Origin of the sequence: Clostridium sp. (assembly GCF_026168755.1) — a bacterium.
Lineage (GTDB): Bacteria > Bacillota > Clostridia > Clostridiales > Clostridiaceae > Clostridium.
On sequence record NZ_JAPFDR010000013.1, the window covers coordinates 1 to 22,137 of the forward strand.

A 22,137-nucleotide genomic window follows, 5' to 3' on the forward strand; every position below is an offset into this window, starting at 1 on the left:
GTGATTGCGTAGGAGATTGTATCTTTTAGCTTTAAAGCCAGTGATAAAGAAAAATTAATGATATTTTGGAAGGAATATTGTAATTAAGTTTTAGAATTTAATTGTTTTTGGAAGAAAAAGAGCGTTAAGAAGCTGAGGGAATGAAATGACTTTCGAAGCTTTAGCTCTTTTTCTGGAAAAAACAATATAAATTCTTAACGAAAATTACACAATTCCTGGAAGTAATATCATTAATTTTCGTCATCACGGCATTCAAGCTCTAACGAACAATTTAGTAATATTGATATAGTAGATGAGGAATATAAAAAACTGGAGGAGAAAAATGAAGAAAATAGCAGTAGTATTTAATGGTGGAACAATATCAATGAAGGTAGATGAAAGAATAAAAGCTGCTGTACCAACTTTGACTGGAGAAGAAATAATGTCAATGGTTACAGGAATAGAGGAATTTGCAGATATAGAATCATATAGTTTTTCAAGCCTTCCATCACCACATATGACTTTTAAAACTATGATAGAGTTAAGTAAATTTACTAAAAAATTATTAGATAGAGATGATATTGATGGAGTTGTAATAACTCATGGAACTGATACTTTAGAAGAAACTGCATATCTTTTAGATTTAACTATAAAAAGTGAAAAGCCAGTTGTAATTACTGGAGCTATGAGAAGTGGATCAGAATTAGGTTATGATGGACCATCAAATTTAGCAGCATCAATTTGTACTGCTATTTCAGATGATGCAAAGAAAAGAGGAGTGCTTGTTTGCTTTAATGGTGAGTTAAATTCAGCATCAGAAGTTACAAAAGCAAATTCTATGGCTTTGAATGCTTTTAGAACTCCTAATTTTGGGCCAATTGGAATAGTTGATAATAATAAAGTTATGTTCTACAGAGAAACTAAAAGTACTGAAAAATATGATGTAGAAGAAATAAAAAGTGATGTTGCATTAATAAAATGTGTTGTAGATATGGATTCTTCATTTATTGATTTTGTAATAGATAAGGGATATGGAGGAATCGTTATTGAAGCATTAGGAAGAGGAAATGTTCCTCCTAAAATGGTAGATGGAATAAAATCAGCTTTAAATAAAGGAATACCTGTAGTTGTAGTTTCTAGATGTTTTGAAGGAAGAGTTCATGAATCTTATGGTTATGAAGGTGGAGGTAAGATGCTTAAAGATTTAGGGGTAATTTTTGGAGATACTCTTCCAGGGCAAAAGGCAAGAATAAAATTAGCTTTAGCAATAAATAGTACAATAAGTAAAGAAGAAATTAAGAAACAATTCTAATAGTAGGAATATAACATAACAAAATAAATATTAACAATTTGTGAACAAAACATTGACAGTAAATCTAATAAGGTTATAAACTATGATATAGCAAAAGAAATTTATTTAATATATATAAATTAGAGTTAATAATCCATATAAGGTAAGGAGAATAATATGATAAGGAGCATGACTAGCTTTGGAAGAAGTAGCAGTGAAGAAGGCGAAAAAAGAGTTTTTACTGTTGAAATGAAAAGCGTAAATAGCAGATATTTAGATATAAATATTAGAATGCCTAAAACTTTAATTTCTTTAGAAGAAGAAATTAGAAAAATGATAAGTAATTCACTTAATAGAGGAAAAGTTGATGTATTTATTAATTTAAAGAATTACAATGATGGTAGTGGAACTCCAAAGGTTGATATTAACTTAGCTCAAGGATATTTAGAGTGCCTTAAGGAAATAGAAACAAAATTAGGTGTAAAAAATGATGTTTCAGTAATGCAAATTGCAAGATTTCCAGAAGTTATTACTGTAGTTGAAGAAGAGGATAAAATTGAAGAGGTTTGGAAAGAACTTAAACCACTTATAAGTGACTCTTTAGATATGATGATAGGAATGAGAGAAGTTGAAGGTAATAAGTTAAAAGAAGATATTTTATTTAAAACTTCTGTTATAGAAGAGTTAGTTTCAAAAGTTGAAGAATTTGCAGATACTATCCCAAAAGCTTTTAAAGTAAAGCTTGAAGAAAGAGTAAAAGAGCTATTAGGAAATGTTGATATAGATGAAAGTAGAATTGCTATGGAAGTTTGCATGTTAGCAGATAAAGCAACTATAGATGAAGAAATAATAAGACTTAGAAGTCACATCAACCAAGTTAGGGAAACATTAAATTTAAATGATCCAATAGGTAGAAAGCTTGATTTTATAGTTCAAGAAATGAATAGAGAAACTAACACGATTGGTTCAAAATCTAGTGATATCCAAATGACTAATATAGTTATTGATATAAAAAATATACTTGAGAAGATAAGAGAGCAAGTACAAAACATAGAATAGTAGGAGGATAGTAATGGGAATAAAATTGATAAACATTGGTTTTGGTAATATAGTTTCAGCTAATAGACTTGTTGCAATAGTTAGTCCAGAATCAGCGCCGATTAAAAGAATAATCCAAGAAGCTAGAGATAGAGGTATGCTTATTGATGCAACTTATGGAAGAAGAACAAGAGCAGTTATAATAACTGATAGTGATCATGTTATATTATCAGCAGTTCAACCAGAAACTGTTGCACATAGATTAGTAGTTAAAGATGAAACTGTAGATGAGGTTGATGAGTAATGAAAAATAATAGAGGACTATTAATTGTAATTTCCGGTCCTTCAGGAGCAGGAAAAGGAACAATATGTAAGGCACTTTTAGAAAAGCGTGATGACTTATTTATTTCTGTTTCTGCAACAACAAGAAGTCCAAGAGCAGGAGAAGTAGATGGTATAAATTATCACTTCTTAACTAAAGAAGATTTTATTTCTAGAGTAGAAAGTAATGATTTTTTAGAGTACGCTGAAGTACATGGAAATATGTACGGAACTCCAAAGTTCAAAGTAGAAGAAATGTTAGCTGAAGGTAAGAATGTTATTTTAGAAATAGATATTCAAGGTGCTTTAAAAGTTAAAGAAAACTTCAGCGAAGGAGTATTTATATTTATACTACCTCCATCAATGGAAGAATTAAAACAAAGAATAATTAAAAGAGGTAGTGAAACAGAAAAGTCATTAATGACAAGATTTAAAAATGCATATCAAGAAATAAATTATGTTTCTAAATATAATTATGCAGTAGTTAATGATGAAGTTGAGACGGCAGTTAATAAAATAGAAGGAATAATTGCCGCAGAAAAATGTAGAGTAGATAGAATAAAGGATACAATATTAGATTCTAAGGAGGGCTTAATTCATGAACAACTCTATGATTAATCCATCAGTGGTGGACTTATTAAAAAAGGTAGAAGACAGATATTCACTAGTTATAGTGACATCAAGAAGAGCAAGACAAATAATAGACGGAAATGAACCATTAACATCAAATCCTTCAAAGAAACCATTAACAATGGCAATTAATGAGGTTAATGAAGGATTAATTAGTTATCATAAAAATAATGAAGGTATAAAGTAATCATGAGTAAATGTGTTGTTATTGGCGTTACTGGAGGGATTGCAGTTTATAAGGCATTAGATGTTATTAGCGCTTTAAGAAAAAAGGATATAGAAGTTCATGTTATCATGACTGAAAGCGCATCTAAGTTTGTAAATCCATTAACATTCCAATCTATTAGTCAAAACATGGTTGTTACTGATATGTTTGCAGAACCAAAGGCTTGGGAAATTCAACATATATCATTAGCTCAAAAGGCTGATTTAATGTTAATAGCTCCAGCAACAGCAAATATAATAGGAAAAGTTGCAAATGGCATAGCAGATGATATGTTATCTACAACTATAATGGCAGCAGCTAAGGCTAAGGTAATATTTGCGCCAGCTATGAATACTAACATGTATCAAAATAGAATAGTTCAAGGAAACATAGAAAAGTTAAAAGGTTATGGATATGAATTTATTGAACCAGCTAGTGGAAGATTAGCATGTGGAGATATTGGTATTGGAAAACTTGCAGATGTTAATACAATTGTAGAAAGAGTATTAGCAGAGTTAAGTGATAAAGAACAAGATTTAAAGGGGAAGAAGGTACTTGTAAGCGCTGGACCAACTATTGCCCCTATTGATCCTGTAAGATATTTGACTAATAGATCAACAGGGAAAATGGGTTATGCTATAGCCGAAGAAGCTAGAGATAGAGGTGCAGAAGTTATTTTAGTTTCAGGACCTACAAACTTAAATCCACCAAAGAACGTAAGAATAATAAACATAAAAACTAATGAAGAAATGAAAAATGAAATTTTTAACAACTTTGAATGGGCAGATATAGTTATTAAATCAGCAGCTGTTGCTGATTATAAGCCTAAAGAATATAGCAAAGAAAAAATCAAAAAGGGTGAGGGTGATTTAAATATTTGCTTAACTAGAGATAATGATATATTAAAATCTTTAGGAGATATAAAAACTCATCAAATTTTAGTTGGATTTGCAGCAGAAAGTAATGATGTGTTAAAGAATGCAGAGAAAAAACTAAAAAACAAGAATTTAGATTTTATAGTTGCAAATGATATTACATCTTCTGATACTGGTTTTGGTAGTGAAGACAATAAAGTAGTTATTATTTCAAAAAATAATGAAAGGTTAGAGCTAGAAAAAATGAGTAAAAAAGAAGTTGCAAGTAATATATTTGACATGATTTTAGAAAAGCGCTAATTGCGCTTTTCTTTATATACAAGAATGTTAAGAAAATGTAATTATTCAATGAACTCTTATGAGTTTAAATTTAATTGTTAACTTTATGTATAGCAATTAATGTGGAGTGAGGGTGATAAATTGAATTTATATGCTGAAATAATATTAAATTCAGAAGCACTAGAAATTGATAGACCTTTTACATATAAGATTCCAGTAGAGCTTGAAGAAAAAGTTCAGGTAGGACAAATAGTAAAGGTTCCATTTGGAATGGGCAATAAAACATCAGAAGGTTTTGTGCTTTCAATAAAGGAAGAAAATGAAGTTAACATAAGTTTTAGAGTTAAAAAAATTTCTTCAATAATAACAGATGAGCCTATTATAGATGAAGATGATATTAATCTTATTAATTTTTTAAGAGAAAAGTACTTGTGTAAATACATTGATGCATTTAGATTGCTTATTCCTGTTGGAATTATGAAAGGTGCTAAAAGTAAAAGTAAAAAGGTAATAGTATTTAAAAGTGATGATTTAAGTTGTATACAAAAACCAGAAGGATATGTAGAAATTATTAACTTTTTAAAAGAAAATTCAGGTAAATATACAAAAAGTGAGCTTATTAATGCTAATTCAATATCTCAATATAAATTAAATAAATTAATAGAAAAAGGCTTATTAGTAGTAGAAGAAGAGACTGTTTTTAGGTATAATAATAGAACTTACAATATAGATTATGAAAAAGAGTTAACATTTGAGCAAAAATATGTTCTTGATGAATATAATAGTTCTGATAATAATTTATTTTTACTTAAAGGTGTTACTGGTTCAGGGAAAACAGAAGTATATATGAGAATGGTTGAAGAAGCTTTAGAGAAAAATCAATCTGCCATTGTTCTAGTTCCAGAAATATCACTAACCCCTCAAATGATTGAGAGATTTAAGGGGAGATTCGGAAGAAATGTTGCCTTGTTTCACAGTAAGTTATCTGATGGAGAAAGATTTGATGAATGGTTTAGAGTAAAGGAAGGTAAAGCTAAACTTGTAGTGGGAGCAAGAAGTGCTATTTTTTTACCTGCAAAAAAACTGGGTCTTATTATCATTGATGAGGAACATGAAAATACATATAAATCAGATCAAAATCCTAAATATCAAACTAAAGAAGTTGCAGAGTTTTTAAGTGAGCAAAAAGGGTGTAAGGTAGTTTTAGGATCAGCTACCCCAACTATAGAAACCTATTATAGAGCTTTAATAGGTGAGTTGGATTTATTAGAGCTAAATTCAAGAGTTGATGGTAAAGCTATGCCTCCTATGAATATTGTTGATATGAGAAATGAATTAAGAAGTGGAAATATATCTTTATTTAGTAGAGAACTTTTTAGAGATATGCAAGAAAAACTTTCTAAGGGAGAGCAGATAATATTATTCTTAAATAGAAGGGGATTTTCTACTTTTGTATCCTGTAGAAGTTGTGGATATGTATTTAAGTGTGAGGAATGTGATATTTCTATGACATATCATAGAAGTGGGCTGCTTGTTTGTCATTATTGTGGAAAAACCAAAAGAGCGCCTCAAAAGTGTCCAAAATGTGATAGTAAATATGTTAAGTTTTTTGGGGCAGGAACTCAAAGAGTTGAGGAAGAAGTAAAAAAATATTTTAAGGATGTTAGAGTTTTAAGAATGGATGTTGATACTACAAGAGGTAAAGACTCTTATGAAAAGATTTATAATACATTTAAAGATGGGAAAGCTGACATTCTTATAGGAACTCAAATGATTTCAAAAGGTCTTGATTTTAAAAATGTTACTCTTGTAGGTATATTAGCAGCGGATATGTCTATAAACATACCGGACTATAGGGCAGCAGAAAGAACTTTTCAGATAATTACTCAAGTTGCAGGAAGAGCAGGGCGTGGAGAAAATCAAGGTAAAGTAGTAATACAAACATATACTCCAGAACATTATAGTTTAGAATATGCTGTTAATTATGATTATGAAGGGTTTTATGAGAAGGAATTTACAGTTAGAGCATTAATGAAATATCCACCTTTTTGTAAGATATTATTAATAAATGGTATATCAAAAAAAGAGGAGTTATTGAAAAACTTTATGCATAAAATATTTAATATGATAAAATCACTAGCTGAAAAGGAATTAGAGGTTGATGTTTTAGGACCGATACCATGTTTAGTATCTAAGGTTAAAGAAAATTATAGATGGCAAATTGTGATAAAAGGTGAATTTAAATCAGAATTTGCTAAAAAAATTAAAGAACTACTTTATGATGAGAACAAGAACGTATATAATGATATACGAATAAGTATGGATATAAATCCAAATAATTTATTCTAGGAGGAGATAAAATGGCAATTAGAACTATTAGAACTAAGGGAGACGATGTTTTAAGAAAGAAGTGTAAAGAGGTTACTGAGATAACTAAGAGAGAAATAACTCTTATTAATGATATGGTAGATACTATGTTTGAAGCAAATGGTGTTGGATTAGCTGCACCACAAGTTGGAATACTTAAGAGAATATTTGTTATAGATATTGATGATGAAAATGGAACAATGGTATTTATTAATCCAGAAATTTTAGAAACTAGTGGAACTCAATGTGGAGAAGAGGGATGCTTAAGTGTACCTGGAGAGTTTAGTGAAGTAGAAAGACCTAATTATGTAAAGGTTAAGGCGCTAAATGAAAAGGGTGAAGAGTTTATTTTAGAGGGAGAAGGATTATTAGCAAGAGCTATATTACATGAAAATGATCATTTAAATGGTGTTTTATATGTAGATCTTGTAAAGTAGGAGGTATTTATAAATGAAAATTGTATTTATGGGAACTCCTGATTTTGCTGTTCCATCATTAGAAGCTTTAATAGAAAAGTATGGAGTGGAGGCTGTTTTTACGCAGCCTGATAGACCTAAAGGAAGAGGTAAAAAGATGGCCTTTTCTCCAGTAAAAGAAGTAGCTATAAAACATGATATAAAAGTGTTTCAGCCAGAAAAATTAAAGGATGATAGAGAGGCTATAGAATATCTAAAGGATATTAAGCCAGATTTTATAATAGTAGTTGCTTTTGGGCAAATATTAACTAAAGAGGTTTTAGATATTCCTAAGTATGGTTGTATAAATTTACATGCATCACTGCTTCCTATGTATAGAGGTGCAGCTCCACTTAATTGGGTTGTAATTAATGGAGAGAAAAAATCAGGTAATACAACTATGCTTATGGATGTTGGATTAGATACTGGTGATATGTTATTAAAAGATGAGGTAGAAATAACTGAAAACATGACAGCTGGAGAGTTACATGATATATTAATGGTTAGAGGTGGAAATCTTTTAATAGAAACAATTGAAGGTGTTGCTAAGGATACTATAAAAGGTATAAAACAAGAAGGTGAAACTTGTTATGCAAAAATGCTTTCTAAAAATACTGGTAAAATATATTGGGATAAGAGCGCTATAGAAATACATAATTTAATTAGAGGTCTTAACCCATGGCCAATTGCACATACTACATATAAGGATGATAATATGAAGATATATGAATCTGAGGTTTTAAATGAAAATAGTAATAAAGAACCTGGAACTATATTAAGTGTTAACAAAACAGGTATGAAAGTTAGTTGTAATGAAGGTGTTTTACTTGTTAAAAAAGTTCAATTCCCTAATGGAAAGCCATTAACTATTGAACAATATATAAATGGTAAAGATATTGAGGTTGGTTGTAAATTGGTATAATATGAAAGGGGAAGTTTTATGTTTTATACAGGATTTTATTTTGACAGAACTATGATTTTGTTGCTACCTGCAATAATAATTGCATTTTGGGCACAATCAAAGGTAAGTGGAACATATAGAAAGTATAGAACCATAAGGGCTATGAATGGATATACAGGAGAAAAAGTTGCACGAATGATGCTTGATGCAGCAGGACTTTATGATGTGCCTGTAGTTGAAATCAGAGGAGAGTTAACAGACCACTATGATCCAAGAAGTAGAGTTGTAAGATTATCTAGTGATATATATCATGGAGCAAGTATAGCATCAGCGGGAATAGCAGCTCATGAAGTAGGTCATGCAATACAGCATAAAGAAGCATATAAGCCTTTAGTATTGAGAACATCTATAGCTTCAGCTGTTAATTTTAGCAGCCAGGCATCAATTATTATATTTATGATAGGTTTACTTTTTAGTATTCCACTACTAACAAATATCGGAATTATATTTTTTACAGTAGCAGTAATTTATCAAATAATAACATTGCCGGTAGAATTTAATGCTTCAAGAAGAGCATTAAATATATTAGAAAGTAGAAATATACTATATGGTAATGAAGTTAGTGGGGCAAAAAGTGTATTAAGTGCGGCAGCAATGACCTATGTAGCAGCGGCATTAATGTCAATTTCACAATTAATAAGATTAATTGCAATTAGCAATAGAAATAATGATTAAGAGGTAGCGTATGAATAGTAGAGAAGTAGCATTAAATATAATTAACAGAGTTTTAATTGAAGGAGCGTATTCTAATTTAGTTTTATCTAATGAATTAAATGAATCTGATTTAAATGAAAAAGATAGAGCTTTAGTAACAGAACTTGTTTATGGAACTATAAGAAGAAAGAAAACATTAGATATGATAATTTCTAATTATATTAAGGATATATCTTTAATGGATGAAAGAGTATTAAACATATTAAGAATGGCTATATATCAAATGCACTTTTTAGATAAGGTTCCAGAGTTTGCAGCTTGTAATGAGGCTGTTGAACTAGCAAAGCAAATTTCAGTTCAAGATTCAAAATTAGTTAATGGAATATTAAGAAGTTACACTAAAAATCCTGATGATATGGATGTAAAAGATAAAATTGATAGATTAGTATATCAATATTCTTATGAGCCATGGTTTATAAGAATGATATATAAGCAATATGGAGAAGAAAATGGAAGAAAGATTTTAGCTGGCTTAAATGCAACACCTAAGGTGACAGTTAGAGTTAATGCAAGCAAAGGCGAATATGATGAAGTCTTTGAAAGACTTGAAGAAATGGGATACGATGTAGAAGAAGGATATGCTTGTCCTGAAGCTATAATAATAAAAGGTGGAAGCTCTATCGAAAATAACGAGCTATTTAGAGAAGGATTAATCACAGTTCAAGATGAAAGTGCAATGCTTGTATCACCACTTTTAGATTTAAATCCTGGAGATGTTGCTTTAGATCTTTGTGCTGCACCTGGTGGGAAAACAACTCACATAGCTGAATTATTAGAAAATGAAGGAAAGGTATACTCTTTTGATTTACATGAAAATAAGCTATCTTTAATTAATGAAAATTTAGAGAGATTAGGTTTAAATAATGTAGAAGTAGAGGCTATGGATGCAACAAAGCTAAACTCTAAATATGTAGCATGTGCTGATAAAGTATTGATAGACGTACCTTGTTCAGGACTTGGTATAATAAGAAAAAAACCAGAAATTAAGTGGAATAAATCAAGAAAAGCCCTTAAGGATTTAGTACCAACGCAAAGGGAAATAATGGAAAATGCTTGGGCGTATTTAAAGAATGGTGGAACTATGATTTATTCAACTTGTACATTAAATACTGAAGAAAATCAAGATAATGTAGAATGGTTTTTAAATAAATATAAAGATGCAAAAGTAGAAAAGATATACTTAGGAAATATGGATAATTTCATTTATAACAATGATGGTTCTTTAACAATATTACCAAATGAATATATGGATGGATTCTATATTGCTAAGATTTCTAAAAAGTAGTAGGTGAACAAATGTATAATATTTTAGATTTTACATTAGAAGAATTACAAAATTGGATGAAGGAAAATGGTGAAAGTGCTTTTAGAGCAAAGCAAGTTTTCTCCTGGATTTATAAAGAGGTATGGAACTTTGAAGATATGAAGAATATACCAGGTTCTTTGAAAGAAAAGTTAAAGGAGAATTTCACTATTGAAATTCCTAAAGTTGTAGAAGTATATGAATCTAATGTAGATGACACTAAAAAGATGTTATTATCAATGAAAGATAATAATTTAATAGAATGTGTTCTTATGAAATATAAACATGGAAATTCAATTTGTGTATCTACTCAAGTAGGTTGTAGAATGGGGTGCAAATTTTGCGCCTCTACAATCGGAGGTAGAATAAGAAATTTAAGTGCTGGTGAAATACTTTCAGAAATAATGGTGGCACAAAAATTCTTAGGAGAAAGAATTTCAAATGTTGTTTTAATGGGAAGTGGAGAACCATTAGATAACTATGACAATGTAGTTAAATTCTTAAATTTGGCAAATGCTGAATATGGATTAAATATAGGTCAAAGACATATAACATTATCTACATGTGGGATAGTACCTAAAATAAAAGAATTAGCAGATTTAAGTTTAAGTATTACATTAGCAATTTCATTACATGCATTTAGTGATGAGAAAAGAAAAACAATAATGCCTATAGCTAATAAATATAGTATTAATGAAATATTAGAAGCTTGTAGATACTATATGGATAAAACAGGGCGTAGAATTACATATGAATATTCGCTAGTATCTGGAGTTAATGATGGAAAAGAAGATGCTAAGTCTTTAGCAAAACTATTAAAAAATATGAGTTGTCATGTTAATTTAATTCCAGTTAATGAAATCAAAGAAAATGAATTGAAAAGACCATCGAGAAAGACTATAGAAGGTTTTGAAGAAATATTAAAATCGCAAGGTATTGAAGTTACTGTTAGAAGAGAAATGGGAACAGACATTAATGCTGCTTGTGGGCAATTAAGAAGAAGTTATCTAGACACTCAAAAATAAAGGGGAGAAGAGAAATGGTGGGTATAAAAAGTGATGTAGGTATAGTTAGAAATTTAAATGAGGATTATGCTGGGTACATTGAAGAAGAAGGGTATAAGTTATATGTTGTAGCTGATGGTATGGGAGGTCATAATGCTGGAGAAGTAGCTAGCGAAATGGCTGTAAATTCTGTTAAAGCATATGTTAAAGAAAATTATAAAAATGAAGGTAGTAGTGTACTTGAAAATGCCATACTTTTTGCAAATGAGAAAATATATGATAAAGCAAGATGTGGTTTGGAGTATAAAGGTATGGGAACTACTTTAGTTGCTGCCTTAGTGTATGAAGATAATATTATTGTTGCTAATGTTGGAGATAGTAGTTGTTTTGGTATTACTGGTAGTGATATCATTAAAATTACAAAAGATCATTCTTTAGTCCAAGAACTTATAGATTCTGGAAGTATAACTGAAGAAGAGGGAAGAAATCATCCTAAAAAAAATGTTATTACTAGAGCCTTAGGAACCAATAATGTTGTTAAGATTGATATATTTAAAAAGGATATTAACACTTATGATAAGTATTTGTTATGTACAGATGGATTATCTAATGAGGTTTTAGAAGAAGAAATATTAAGGGAAATAAATGATATTAATGACTACAATACTGCCTGTGACAAGTTAGTTTTATTAGCAAAGAATCGAGGGGGAAGAGATAATATTACGGTCTTGCTATTTGGAGGAGAGGTGTAGAGATGATCGGTGAAGTATTAGGAAATAGATATGAACTGATAGAAAAAATAGGTGAAGGTGGGATGGCTATAGTCTACAAAGCTAGAGATAATAAGTTAAGTAGACTAGTAGCTGTAAAAATTCTAAAAGTAGAATTTGCCAATAATAAAGATATTTCAGATAAATTTAAAAAAGAAGCAACAGCTGTAGCAAATTTTTCAGATGCAAATATAGTTAATGTATTAGATGTTGGGCATGAGGAAGAAGGAAATATAAACTATTTTGTTATGGAATATGTTGATGGCAAGACATTAAAAGATCTAATAGTTGAAAACGGGAAACTAAATTATACAGTTGCCATTAGCATAGGAATTCAAATAGCAAAAGCTTTAGAATGTGCTCATAGAAATAATATTATTCATAGAGATGTAAAGCCCCAAAATATATTAGTTACTGAAAATGGATTAGTAAAGGTTACTGATTTTGGGATAGCTAAAAGTTCAACATCAGCAACCATAACTAATACAACAACAATAATGGGATCTGCACATTATTTATCACCAGAGCAAGCTAAAGGTACATTTATTGATTTAAGATCAGATATTTATTCTTTAGGAATAGTTTTATATGAAATGGTAACAGGATTACTTCCCTTTGATGGTGAATCTCCAGTTACAATTGCTTTAAAGCATATTCAGTCAGAACCTATTGAACCTAAAAAATATAATGCTTCTATACCAGATAGTCTAAATAATTTAATAATGAAGGCTATAAGTAAAGAAAGTGTAAATAGATATCAAAATTGTAGAGAATTGATAAATGATTTACAAAAGATAAAAGAAAATCCTAATACTCCTATTGGTGCTAGAGTTAATTATGATGATGGTAGAACTATAGTGATGGAGCCTATTAGAACTGAAAATATTGTAAATAAAGATGCAAGTGTAACACCGAACAAAAATTTATATTCTAAATCTGATTTCGAAAATGATTATGAAGAAGATGATGAGGATGAAGATGATGATTTCTTTGGATCAAAAAATAAATCAAAGAAAAGTAAGCGAAATAATAAAACTATGATAATTCTTGGAGTTATAGTTATGATAATTGCATTATTAAGTGGAATAGCATTTGGCTCAGGGTTATTAAGTGGAAGTGGAGTAAGTAGCAATAAGGTTACAGTTCCTAATATAGTTGGTATGACGTTTGATAATGCTAAAAAAGAGTTAGAAAAGTTAGGTTTAAATATTAAGGTTATAGAAACTGTTGAAAGTGATAAAGAAGAAAATACAATATTAGAAATGAATCCTATAGGAAATACAGAAGCTAAAAAAGGAGATACTATAGAGGTTAAAGTTTCTGGTGGTATAGCTAAAATAAAGGTTCCTGATTTAAGAGATTATGAAATAAATTATATAAAAGACTTATTAACTCAAAAAGGTTTAGAGTGGAATATTACTGAACAATATAGTGAAAATATTAAATCAGGATATTTAATAAGCCAGTATCCAGAAAGAGATACAGAAGTTACAAAGGGAACAATAATTGAACTTACTATAAGCAAAGGACCAGAAGTTAAGCTTGTATCAGTATCTAATTATTTAGGTCAAAATGTAGATAGTGCAAAGAGTGACTTAGAAGCTTTAGGATTAACAGTTATACTTCAAGAGCAAGCAACTGATAATGAATCTGAAAATGGAGTTGTATTAAAACAATCTATTAAAAGTGGTAGTAAAATTTCTGAAGGTAATGAAATTACTTTAACTTATGGAAAATATACAGCGCCTAGTAATATAGATATCAGTCAGTATTTAAGTGTTGGTATGTCGTTAGTAGATGCAATTAATTCTTTAAATACAGCAGGAATATCATATAGTATATCTGGTGGAACACCACCTGAAAGTGACATGAGTTTATATACTGTAAAAGGCTTTACAAATAAAATAAAGCAAGGTGAAACTGTTAAGATTCAAGTTGAAAAAACTCAAACCACTGATCCAGATGAAGGTGAAGATGATAAAACAAATACAGATTCAAATTCAGATCAAAATACAAATAATGGAGAAGCTGCAAATACAAATGTTAATGTAGATAAAGGAAATGATACAACAAAGAACTAAAAAATAAGATTGCTTAATTTTAAGCAATCTTATTTTTTTAGTTTCTAAAAGAAAATATTGCATTTATTTTAAAATAGTGTTTATTATAAATATGAAGAGTAAAAAGTTTGGAGGTACTATGAAAGGAAAAATAATCAAAGGAATTGGTGGATTTTATTATGTAAAAACTACTGATGGATTAATTGAATGTAAAGCGAGAGGGAAATTTAGACATAGAGATATGAAACCTCTTGTTGGAGATGATGTAGAGATATTAATTGATAATGGTAAAGGAGTTATTTGTGATATTCATGAAAGAACGTCTGAACTTATTAGACCTACAGTAGCTAATGTAACGCAAGCATTTGTTGTTTTTGCTATAAAGAATCCAGATATTAATTATGATTTACTAAATAGATTTTTAGTATTATGTGAACACAATAATATTAAAGCAATAGTGTGTTTAAATAAGGTTGATTTAGTATCAGATGAAGAAAAGGAATTTGTTAAAAGTAAAATAAATGATATTGGATATGAAGTATTATTTATTAATGCTAAAAAGGGGTTAGGTGTAGAATTATTAAAAAAGAGATTAAATGGCAATGTAACAGTTTTATGTGGACCATCAGGAGCCGGGAAATCAACATTAATTAATACACTAACAGAAAAATATCATATGGAAACAGGTGAAGTTTCTGATAAAATAGGAAGAGGTAGACATACTACCAGACATAGTGAACTTATTGATGTAGAAGATGGATACATAGTTGATACCCCAGGTTTTTCAACGTTAGAAGTAACTTTTATTGAAAAAGATGATTTGAAATATTGTTTCCCAGAGTTTGAAGAATATAATAATCAATGCAAATTTAGAGGTTGCTTACATCATAAAGAACCTAGTTGTGCTGTTAAAACTGCAGTTGAAGAGGGAGAAATCAATAAATTTAGATATGAATTTTATATAAGAACTTTAGAAGAAATAAATAATGGGAGGAAGTATTAATGGTTAAAATAGCACCGTCTATATTATCAGCAGATTTTTCAAAATTAGGAGAGGAAGTAGAAAAGCTACATGATGCAGGAGCGGATTTCATTCATATTGATGTAATGGATGGAGAATTTGTACCTAATATTACATTTGGAATGCCTGTAATAAAAGCTATAAGAGGAAAAACAGATAAAGTATTTGATGTACATTTAATGATAAATAATCCCCAAAGATATATTGATGAATTTATAGCAGCAGGAGCAGATATAATAACTTTACATTATGAAGCAGAAAGACACTTAGATAGAGCTATACAATATATTAAATCAAAAGGTGTTAAGGCTGCAGTTGCATTAAATCCAGCTACACCAACAATTGTTTTAAAAGATATAATTGCAAGTTTGGACATGGTTTTAATAATGTCTGTGAATCCGGGATTTGGCGGACAGAAATTTATTCCATATTCACTAGATAAAATTAAAGAAGTTAAGGAAATGGCAATAAAGGCTAATAATCTTAATATTTTAATTCAAGTTGATGGTGGAGTAGATAAAAATAATGTTAAAGATGTTATCCAAGCTGGTGCAAATGTTATAGTAGCAGGATCTGCTGTTTTTGGTGATGGAAATATAGCAGAAAATATAAAAGCTTTAAGAGGGTAGTAATGAATTGTTTAATAGTAGCTGGAGGAGTTAAACCTAAAGATAAAATTATAAAGTATTATTCAGAACAATGTGAATTAGTGGTAGGAGTAGATAAAGGCTGTGACTATCTTTTTAAGACCAAAGTAAAACCGAATTATATTGTGGGAGATTTTGATTCTTCTAATTTAGAGGTTATAGATGAAATGGTTAGACAAGGTGTGGTTAAACATCAATATCAATGTGAGAAAAATTTTACTGATTCCGAGGAGGCTTTTGAATTAGCAATTTCTAAGAGTGTAAAAAGAATTACTTTTTTAGGAGCTACAGGACAAAGGTTTGACCATGCATTAGGTAACTTAGGTTTATTATTAAAAGCTTTAAATGCAGGAATATATTCAGAAATAGTTGATGATAGAAATAAAATGTTTTTAATTAATAAAAATACTGTTGTTAAAAGAGAGAATGAATATAAATATATATCCTTTTTAGCATATAATAGTACAGTAGAAGAATTTAGTATAAAAGGTGCTAAATATAATTTAGATAAATATACTTTAGAAATTGGAGATTCTAGAACTGTATCTAATGAGTTCTTAACAGATGAAATAAGTTTGGAAATTTCTAATGGTAGTATTTTGGTAATATATTCAAAGGATTAAAATAAAAAAATAAAAAAATTTTAAAAAAGTAATCACCACTTAGCAGTTGCTTGCATAATATGTATAGTAAGGAGTGGTGTTTTTATTTTAAATTTAAAATTATTCAAAGAATAGAAATGAATGGGGGGATTAATTTTGAAAATTGTTGCTATTAAATTACCAAAGTTTTTATCATCTATAATTAAATTTTTTACTAGGAAAAAATAAGTACATAGGAGAAAAATAGCAGATGCTATTAAGGATAGTATACCTTTAATTTATATATTATTAAATGTTAATAATAAAAAAAGCAATTGAATCAATCAATTGCTTTTTCTATTTGAACTTATATTGCTCTTTCAACCTTACCAGATCTAAGGCATCTTGTACAAACGTGAACAGTTTTTGGTGTTCCGTTAACTAAAGCCTTTACTCTCTTTATGTTAGGAGCCCAAGTTCTCTTAGATTGACGATGTGAGTGTGAGTATTGAGTTCCAGATACTACACCTTTATTACAAACTTCGCATCTTCTTGCCACTTGAAAACACCTCCTTATGTTTGAAGATAATTTCTCTTCAATAGGACAAAATAGATTTTAACATAGTTCATATCAAAAATGCAAGGATATTTGAAAAAAATATTAAAAAAATTTATATTATTTTATTAAATGGCTAATGAATAGGATAAATTTACTTGAATTAATATAGTAACTAATATACAATAATCTATATGGAAAGATAAAAAAGGAGGATTTTCTATGGTAGGATATTTAAATGACCTTGGAAGTATAAATTACTCTGAAGAAGTATTAGGGAAAATAGTAGGATTATCAACAATGGAGTGTTATGGTGTTGTTGGTATGGTTTCTAAAAATGCTACTGAAGGTTTATGGGAGCTAATGAGAATTGAGAATTTAAGTAAGGGTGTTAAATTAAAATTTAATGATGAAGATAAATTAATAATAGAATTATCAATAATGGTTGAATACGGAACTAAAATTTCTGTAATAGCTAATAATATAATTCAAAAGGTGCGTTATAGTGTTGAAAATTATACTGGACTAAAGGTTGCTTCAGTTACAGTTAATGTTCAAGCGGTAAGAGTCTAGGAGGTAACAGGATGAAATATGACAGAATAAACGGCCATGATTTTTATAATATGGTTGTTAATGCTAGTAATAGATTATTGGAGGAAAGTGATTTCGTTAACGCTTTAAATGTTTTTCCTGTGCCAGATGGAGACACAGGAACTAATATGTCTATGACTTTTAAGGCTGCTGTAAAAGAAATAGAAAATTTAAATTCAGAATCAATTGGAGAAACTTCCAAGAAATTAGCAAAAGGTGCTTTAATGGGAGCAAGAGGTAACTCAGGTGTTATCTTATCTCAAATACTTAGAGGTATTTCTAAAGGATTAGAAGGAAAAACAAGCGTTGATAGTGTCGAATTTGCAAATGCTTTTGTAGAAGGAAGTAAGGCAGCTTACAAAGCTGTAATGAAACCAACGGAAGGCACTATACTTTCAGTTATTAGAGCTGCTTCAGAAGCTGCCATAAAAAGTAATAAAACTGATATAGTAGAACTATTAAATGAAATAGTAGTTGAAGCAAAGATAATGTTAGATAAAACTCCAGATCTTTTACCAGCACTTAAAAAGGCTAAGGTTGTAGATTCAGGTGGTATGGGATTATATATTATATTACAAGGAATGTATGATGCATTAAAAGATGGAATAAAAGCAGAAATAAAAGATATATCTGCTAAAGCTTCAACAGGAGCAAGCGCTCAAGCTATAGAAGATATAGATATTAAATTTGGATACTGTACAGAATTTATAATATTAGGAGATGCTTCTAAAGCTAAAGCATTCCAAGATGAGATTGAACCTCTTGGTGATTCTATGATTGTTGTTGGGTATGATGATGTAATAAAAGTACATATTCATACTAATGATCCAGGATTAGTATTATCTAAAGCTGTAGCTGTTGGTGAATTATCTAAAATTAAAATAGATAATATGAGAGAAGAGCATAGAGAAGTTTTAATGTCAAAAGAAGAATATGATAAAGCTCAAACTGAAGAAGTAGAAGCTGAAGTATCTGTAGAAAAGAAGAAATATGCATTTGTTTCAGTAGCTATGGGAGAAGGAATAACTCATGTTCTTAAGGATTTAGGTGTTGACTACGTAATTGAAGGTGGTCAGACAATGAACCCATCAACTCAAGATATGATGGAATGTATATCTAAATTAAATGCTGACCACATATTTATTTTACCTAACAATAAGAATATAATTATGGCTGCTACTCAAGCTGCAGAAATATCTGATAAAGATGTTAGAGTTATACCAACTAAGAGTATTCCTCAAGGTATTACTTGTATAACTATGTTTAATGCAGATCATGAAGTTGATGAAAATGAAGCTGCTTTAATGGAAGCATTAGAACTTGTTAAGACAGGCTCTGTAACTTATGCGGTTAGAGATACTGAAATGGATGGAATAGAAATTAAGGAAGGTAATATGCTTGGTCTTATTGAAGGAAAAATCAATAAGGTTGGAGAAGATTACTTCCAAGTAGCAGAAGAAGTTTTAGAGTCTATGATTGATGAAGATAGTGAACTTATAACTATATTCTATGGTAAAGATGTAGATGAAAGTAAAATAGAAGAGTTTACAGAAAAATTAGAAGAAAAGTATGAAGAGTGTGATGTTCAATTCTACAAAGGAGATCAACCTTTATACTACTTTATAATGGCTGTAGAATAGTTGTTTTTAGAGGCACAAGGAAGTTTAATTTCTTGTGCTTTATTTTTTTATGTAATATTATAAAATTATACTTATTATTTAAAGGCTAGGAGAAGTAACATGGATATATCACAAGATGTAAAATATCTAAAGGGTGTTGGACCTAAATTATTAGAAAAACTAAATAGATGTGGAATATTTACTGTTTTAGATTTACTTTTATATTTTCCGAGAGATTATGAATTTTTAAGAAGTAATATTTCCTTTAATGAAATAGATGAAGAGGATAAACAGGTGTTAACTTGTGTATGTGTTGGTATAGATAGAGATGTTAGAACTAAAACAGGAAAAACATTAACTACTATAAGATTTAATTATTTAGGAAATTTAGTACTAGGTAAATGGTTTAATCAAGGATTTATAAAAAATACATTTAGAATTGGGCAAAGTTATGATTTAATGGGAAAATTTAAAAGAGTTACAAATAGACTTGAGGTTATTAATCCTATAATAGGAGTTAAATTAGCTAAGGAAAATGAAATAGTTCCTAAATATAGTTTAAAAGGAGATTTAACAGATAAAATATTAATAAAGCTTATAGGTAATTGTTTGGAACAAATAACTATAAAGGATAATTTGCCCCAATACTTATTAGAAAAATATAAAATGATTAACTTAGATTTTGCTATAAAAAATATTCATTTTCCAACAGGGAAAAGAGAACTTGAATTATCTATAAATAGATTAAAGTTTCAAGAGTTATTTACCTACTCTATGAAATTATTAATGCTTAAAAAGAATCTAAGAACTAAGAATGGAATAGAGTTTAAGTTAGTAGAAGAATTAAAAGATTTAAAGGCTGCATTGCCATATAGCTTAACAGATGCACAAACAAGAGTGGTAAGAGAAATTTTAAGAGATCAAAAAAGTCCATGGCCGATGAACAGATTGGTTCAAGGTGATGTTGGAAGTGGAAAGACAGTAGTTGCACTAATTGCTATGTTTAATGTTATTAAAAATGGATATCAAGCAACTTTGATGGTTCCTACCGAAATATTAGCAAATCAGCATTATTTAGAGGCTAAAAAATTACTAGAGCCTTTTAATATACATATTGAGTTATTAACAGGAAGCACATCTTTAAAGGAGAAGAGACGTATAAAAGAACTTATTACTACAGAGGAACCTGTAATAGTAATAGGAACTCATGCTTTAATTCAAGAAGATGTAGATTTTAAAAATCTAGGATTGGTTATTACTGATGAGCAACATAGGTTTGGAGTAGAACAAAGAAGTAGACTTATAAATAAAGGAAGACGTCCAGATGTTATGGTAATGACAGCAACTCCAATTCCAAGAACCTTAGCATTGTATGTATATTCAGATTTAGATATATCAGCTATAGACCAATTACCTCCAGGAAGAAAACCGGTTGATACAAGATTTTTTAATGAAAGTGAAAGATTTTCTGCTTATGATTTAGCTTTAGGGGAGATAGGTAAAGGGCGTCAAGTTTATATAGTATGTCCACTTATTGAAGAAGATGAGGATATGAAGCTAAATTCTGTTGAAAAATTATATAATGAATTAAGTGATGGTGTATTTAGAGGAATACCTATAGAAATTTTACATGGAAAAATGAAGCCAAAGGAAAAGGATGAGATTATAGGTAGATTTAAGAAAAATGAAACAAAGGCTATAATTTCAACTACTGTAATAGAGGTTGGGGTTAATGTTCCTAATGCATCTGTTATGATAATTGAAAATGCAGAAAGATTTGGTTTAGCACAGTTACATCAGTTAAGAGGAAGAGTTGGAAGAGGAAGCTATGAATCCTACTGTATATTAATTGCTAAAGCAAAAACTGAAAATACTAAAAAGAGAATGGAAATTATGACTAGTTCAACTGATGGATTTTATATATCTGAAGAAGATTTAAAGTTAAGAGGATCAGGTGAGATGTTTGGAAGAAGACAAAGCGGAGATGAAGAATTTATTTTAGCTAATATATATGATGATATGAACATATTAAGATGTGCTAAAAGTGAAGCAAAAATATTGTTAGATTCAGATGACAAAGAAAAAGTTAAGTTTTGTAATGAAGTGAAAAATTCTTTAGAAAGATGGAGTAAATATATTTGTTTTAATTAATCGAATTCCAAAATTTTAATTTAGTTAAATGAACTTACTCCTATGAATGAAATGAATATGAGTTTCATCTATAAAAATAATAAAAAAATTGTTAATAAATTAATTATATGTTAGAATTATAATGTTAATGACAAAGGAGGAAATTAAATGAGGATTATAGCAGGAAAAGCAAGAGGACGTAAGTTAATACCTCCAGCAACCATGGAAACTAGACCAACTCTAGATAGAGTTAAAGAAGCTATGTTTAGTACAATACAAAACTATTTATTAGATGCAGTAGTAATTGATGTATTTGCTGGAACAGGTAGTCTGGGGTTAGAAGCAGCAAGTAGAGGAGCTAAGGAAGTATATTTAGTTGATAAGAGTGCTGTAACTTTTCCTTTATTAAAAGAAAACATAAAAAATTTAAAATTCGAAGATTATTGTTTTCCTTTAAACATGGATTCATATGAAGTTCTTAGAAGTTTAGCTAAGAAAGGTAAGGTTATGGATGTTATTTTTATAGACCCACCTTATTGTAAAGAAATGATTCCAGAAGCGATTAAAATTGTTAAGGAAAATAATATGCTAGCTGAAGATGGTATAATAATAACTAAAATAGATTCAATAGAAGAAATTTATGATGGATATGAAGATATAAAGCTATTTAAAAGTAAAAAATATGGTAATACAACTGTTTGTTACTATAAATATATAGGAGAATAACTTAGGGAGAAAAT

General features: G+C 29.3%; 22 protein-coding genes. 21 read left to right on the forward strand and 1 reads right to left on the reverse strand.

Annotated features, from left to right (window positions below):
* Positions 1–322 precede the first annotated feature (322 nt).
* From Q0Y03_RS06900 to Q0Y03_RS06980, 17 genes are all read left to right on the forward strand, one after another.
* Entirely contained in the window at positions 323–1,291 is a 969-nt protein-coding gene (locus Q0Y03_RS06900; protein ID WP_297713115.1) for an asparaginase, read from the forward strand.
* Positions 1,292–1,447: 156 nt separating this feature from the next.
* Positions 1,448–2,329, forward strand: a complete 882-nt coding sequence (locus tag Q0Y03_RS06905; RefSeq protein WP_297713116.1) for a YicC/YloC family endoribonuclease — start codon at positions 1,448–1,450, stop codon at positions 2,327–2,329.
* A 13-nt stretch (positions 2,330–2,342) separates the two neighbouring features.
* Positions 2,343–2,612 carry an extracellular matrix/biofilm regulator RemA gene (gene remA / locus Q0Y03_RS06910; RefSeq protein WP_066893902.1) on the forward strand — a complete coding sequence of 90 codons (270 nt, stop codon included), beginning with the start codon at positions 2,343–2,345 and terminating at the stop codon, positions 2,610–2,612.
* Positions 2,612–3,247 carry a guanylate kinase gene (gene gmk / locus Q0Y03_RS06915; protein WP_297713117.1) on the forward strand — a complete coding sequence of 212 codons (636 nt, stop codon included), beginning with the start codon at positions 2,612–2,614 and terminating at the stop codon, positions 3,245–3,247. Before remA ends, gmk begins: the two co-directional genes overlap by 1 nt.
* The gene (gene rpoZ / locus Q0Y03_RS06920) at positions 3,228–3,446 is read left to right on the forward strand and encodes a DNA-directed RNA polymerase subunit omega (protein ID WP_297713118.1); all 219 of its coding nucleotides are present in this window, start codon (positions 3,228–3,230) and stop codon (positions 3,444–3,446) included. The genes gmk and rpoZ overlap by 20 nt, the downstream gene beginning before the upstream one ends.
* A 2-nt stretch (positions 3,447–3,448) precedes the next feature.
* A complete protein-coding gene (coaBC, locus tag Q0Y03_RS06925; RefSeq protein ID WP_297713119.1) occupies positions 3,449–4,639 on the forward strand; it encodes a bifunctional phosphopantothenoylcysteine decarboxylase/phosphopantothenate--cysteine ligase CoaBC in 1,191 nt (396 codons plus the stop codon).
* Between the two features lie 120 nt (positions 4,640–4,759).
* A complete protein-coding gene (priA, locus tag Q0Y03_RS06930; protein ID WP_297713120.1) occupies positions 4,760–6,967 on the forward strand; it encodes a primosomal protein N' in 2,208 nt (735 codons plus the stop codon).
* Positions 6,968–6,978: 11 nt separating this feature from the next.
* The gene (gene def, locus Q0Y03_RS06935; RefSeq protein ID WP_294139587.1) at positions 6,979–7,422 is read left to right on the forward strand and encodes a peptide deformylase; all 444 of its coding nucleotides are present in this window, start codon (positions 6,979–6,981) and stop codon (positions 7,420–7,422) included.
* A gap of 13 nt (positions 7,423–7,435) precedes the next feature.
* Entirely contained in the window at positions 7,436–8,362 is a 927-nt protein-coding gene (gene fmt / locus Q0Y03_RS06940) for a methionyl-tRNA formyltransferase (RefSeq protein WP_297713121.1), read from the forward strand.
* A gap of 18 nt (positions 8,363–8,380) precedes the next feature.
* Positions 8,381–9,076: a zinc metallopeptidase gene (locus Q0Y03_RS06945; protein WP_297713122.1), complete on the forward strand. Its 696-nt coding sequence runs from the start codon at positions 8,381–8,383 to the stop codon at positions 9,074–9,076.
* A 10-nt stretch (positions 9,077–9,086) separates the two neighbouring features.
* On the forward strand, positions 9,087–10,400 hold the full coding sequence (rsmB, locus tag Q0Y03_RS06950; RefSeq protein ID WP_297713123.1) for a 16S rRNA (cytosine(967)-C(5))-methyltransferase RsmB: 1,314 nt from the start codon (positions 9,087–9,089) through the stop codon (positions 10,398–10,400).
* Positions 10,401–10,411: 11 nt separating this feature from the next.
* Positions 10,412–11,443, forward strand: coding sequence for a 23S rRNA (adenine(2503)-C(2))-methyltransferase RlmN (gene rlmN, locus Q0Y03_RS06955; RefSeq protein ID WP_297713124.1), 1,032 nt, complete (start codon positions 10,412–10,414; stop codon positions 11,441–11,443).
* 14 nt (positions 11,444–11,457) lie between these two features.
* On the forward strand, positions 11,458–12,174 hold the full coding sequence (locus tag Q0Y03_RS06960) for a Stp1/IreP family PP2C-type Ser/Thr phosphatase (protein ID WP_297713125.1): 717 nt from the start codon (positions 11,458–11,460) through the stop codon (positions 12,172–12,174).
* Positions 12,175–12,176: 2 nt separating this feature from the next.
* Complete coding sequence (pknB, locus tag Q0Y03_RS06965; protein ID WP_297713126.1) at positions 12,177–14,273, forward strand: Stk1 family PASTA domain-containing Ser/Thr kinase; 2,097 nt, start codon at positions 12,177–12,179, stop codon at positions 14,271–14,273.
* A 118-nt stretch (positions 14,274–14,391) separates the two neighbouring features.
* A complete protein-coding gene (rsgA, locus tag Q0Y03_RS06970) occupies positions 14,392–15,255 on the forward strand; it encodes a ribosome small subunit-dependent GTPase A (protein ID WP_297713127.1) in 864 nt (287 codons plus the stop codon).
* On the forward strand, positions 15,255–15,902 hold the full coding sequence (rpe, locus tag Q0Y03_RS06975) for a ribulose-phosphate 3-epimerase (protein WP_297713128.1): 648 nt from the start codon (positions 15,255–15,257) through the stop codon (positions 15,900–15,902). The genes rsgA and rpe overlap by 1 nt, the downstream gene beginning before the upstream one ends.
* Before the next feature lie 2 nt (positions 15,903–15,904).
* Positions 15,905–16,543 (forward strand): thiamine diphosphokinase, encoded by a 639-nt coding sequence (locus tag Q0Y03_RS06980; protein ID WP_297713129.1) that lies wholly within the window; start codon positions 15,905–15,907, stop codon positions 16,541–16,543.
* 325 nt (positions 16,544–16,868) lie between these two features.
* Here the strand turns inward: Q0Y03_RS06980 and rpmB are convergent, their stop codons facing one another.
* Positions 16,869–17,060 (reverse strand): 50S ribosomal protein L28, encoded by a 192-nt coding sequence (rpmB, locus tag Q0Y03_RS06985; RefSeq protein ID WP_005213497.1) that lies wholly within the window; start codon positions 17,058–17,060, stop codon positions 16,869–16,871.
* 219 nt (positions 17,061–17,279) lie between these two features.
* Between rpmB and Q0Y03_RS06990 the strand changes: the two genes are divergently transcribed.
* The 4 genes from Q0Y03_RS06990 (at position 17,280) to rsmD (ending at position 22,123) form a co-directional block, all read left to right on the forward strand.
* Positions 17,280–17,630: an Asp23/Gls24 family envelope stress response protein gene (locus tag Q0Y03_RS06990; protein WP_297713130.1), complete on the forward strand. Its 351-nt coding sequence runs from the start codon at positions 17,280–17,282 to the stop codon at positions 17,628–17,630.
* An 11-nt stretch (positions 17,631–17,641) separates the two neighbouring features.
* The gene (locus tag Q0Y03_RS06995) at positions 17,642–19,288 is read left to right on the forward strand and encodes a DAK2 domain-containing protein (RefSeq protein WP_297713131.1); all 1,647 of its coding nucleotides are present in this window, start codon (positions 17,642–17,644) and stop codon (positions 19,286–19,288) included.
* A gap of 99 nt (positions 19,289–19,387) precedes the next feature.
* Entirely contained in the window at positions 19,388–21,418 is a 2,031-nt protein-coding gene (gene recG, locus Q0Y03_RS07000; RefSeq protein WP_297713132.1) for an ATP-dependent DNA helicase RecG, read from the forward strand.
* Positions 21,419–21,565: 147 nt separating this feature from the next.
* A complete protein-coding gene (gene rsmD / locus Q0Y03_RS07005) occupies positions 21,566–22,123 on the forward strand; it encodes a 16S rRNA (guanine(966)-N(2))-methyltransferase RsmD (protein ID WP_297713133.1) in 558 nt (185 codons plus the stop codon).
* The last annotated feature ends 14 nt before the right edge of the window (positions 22,124–22,137 follow it).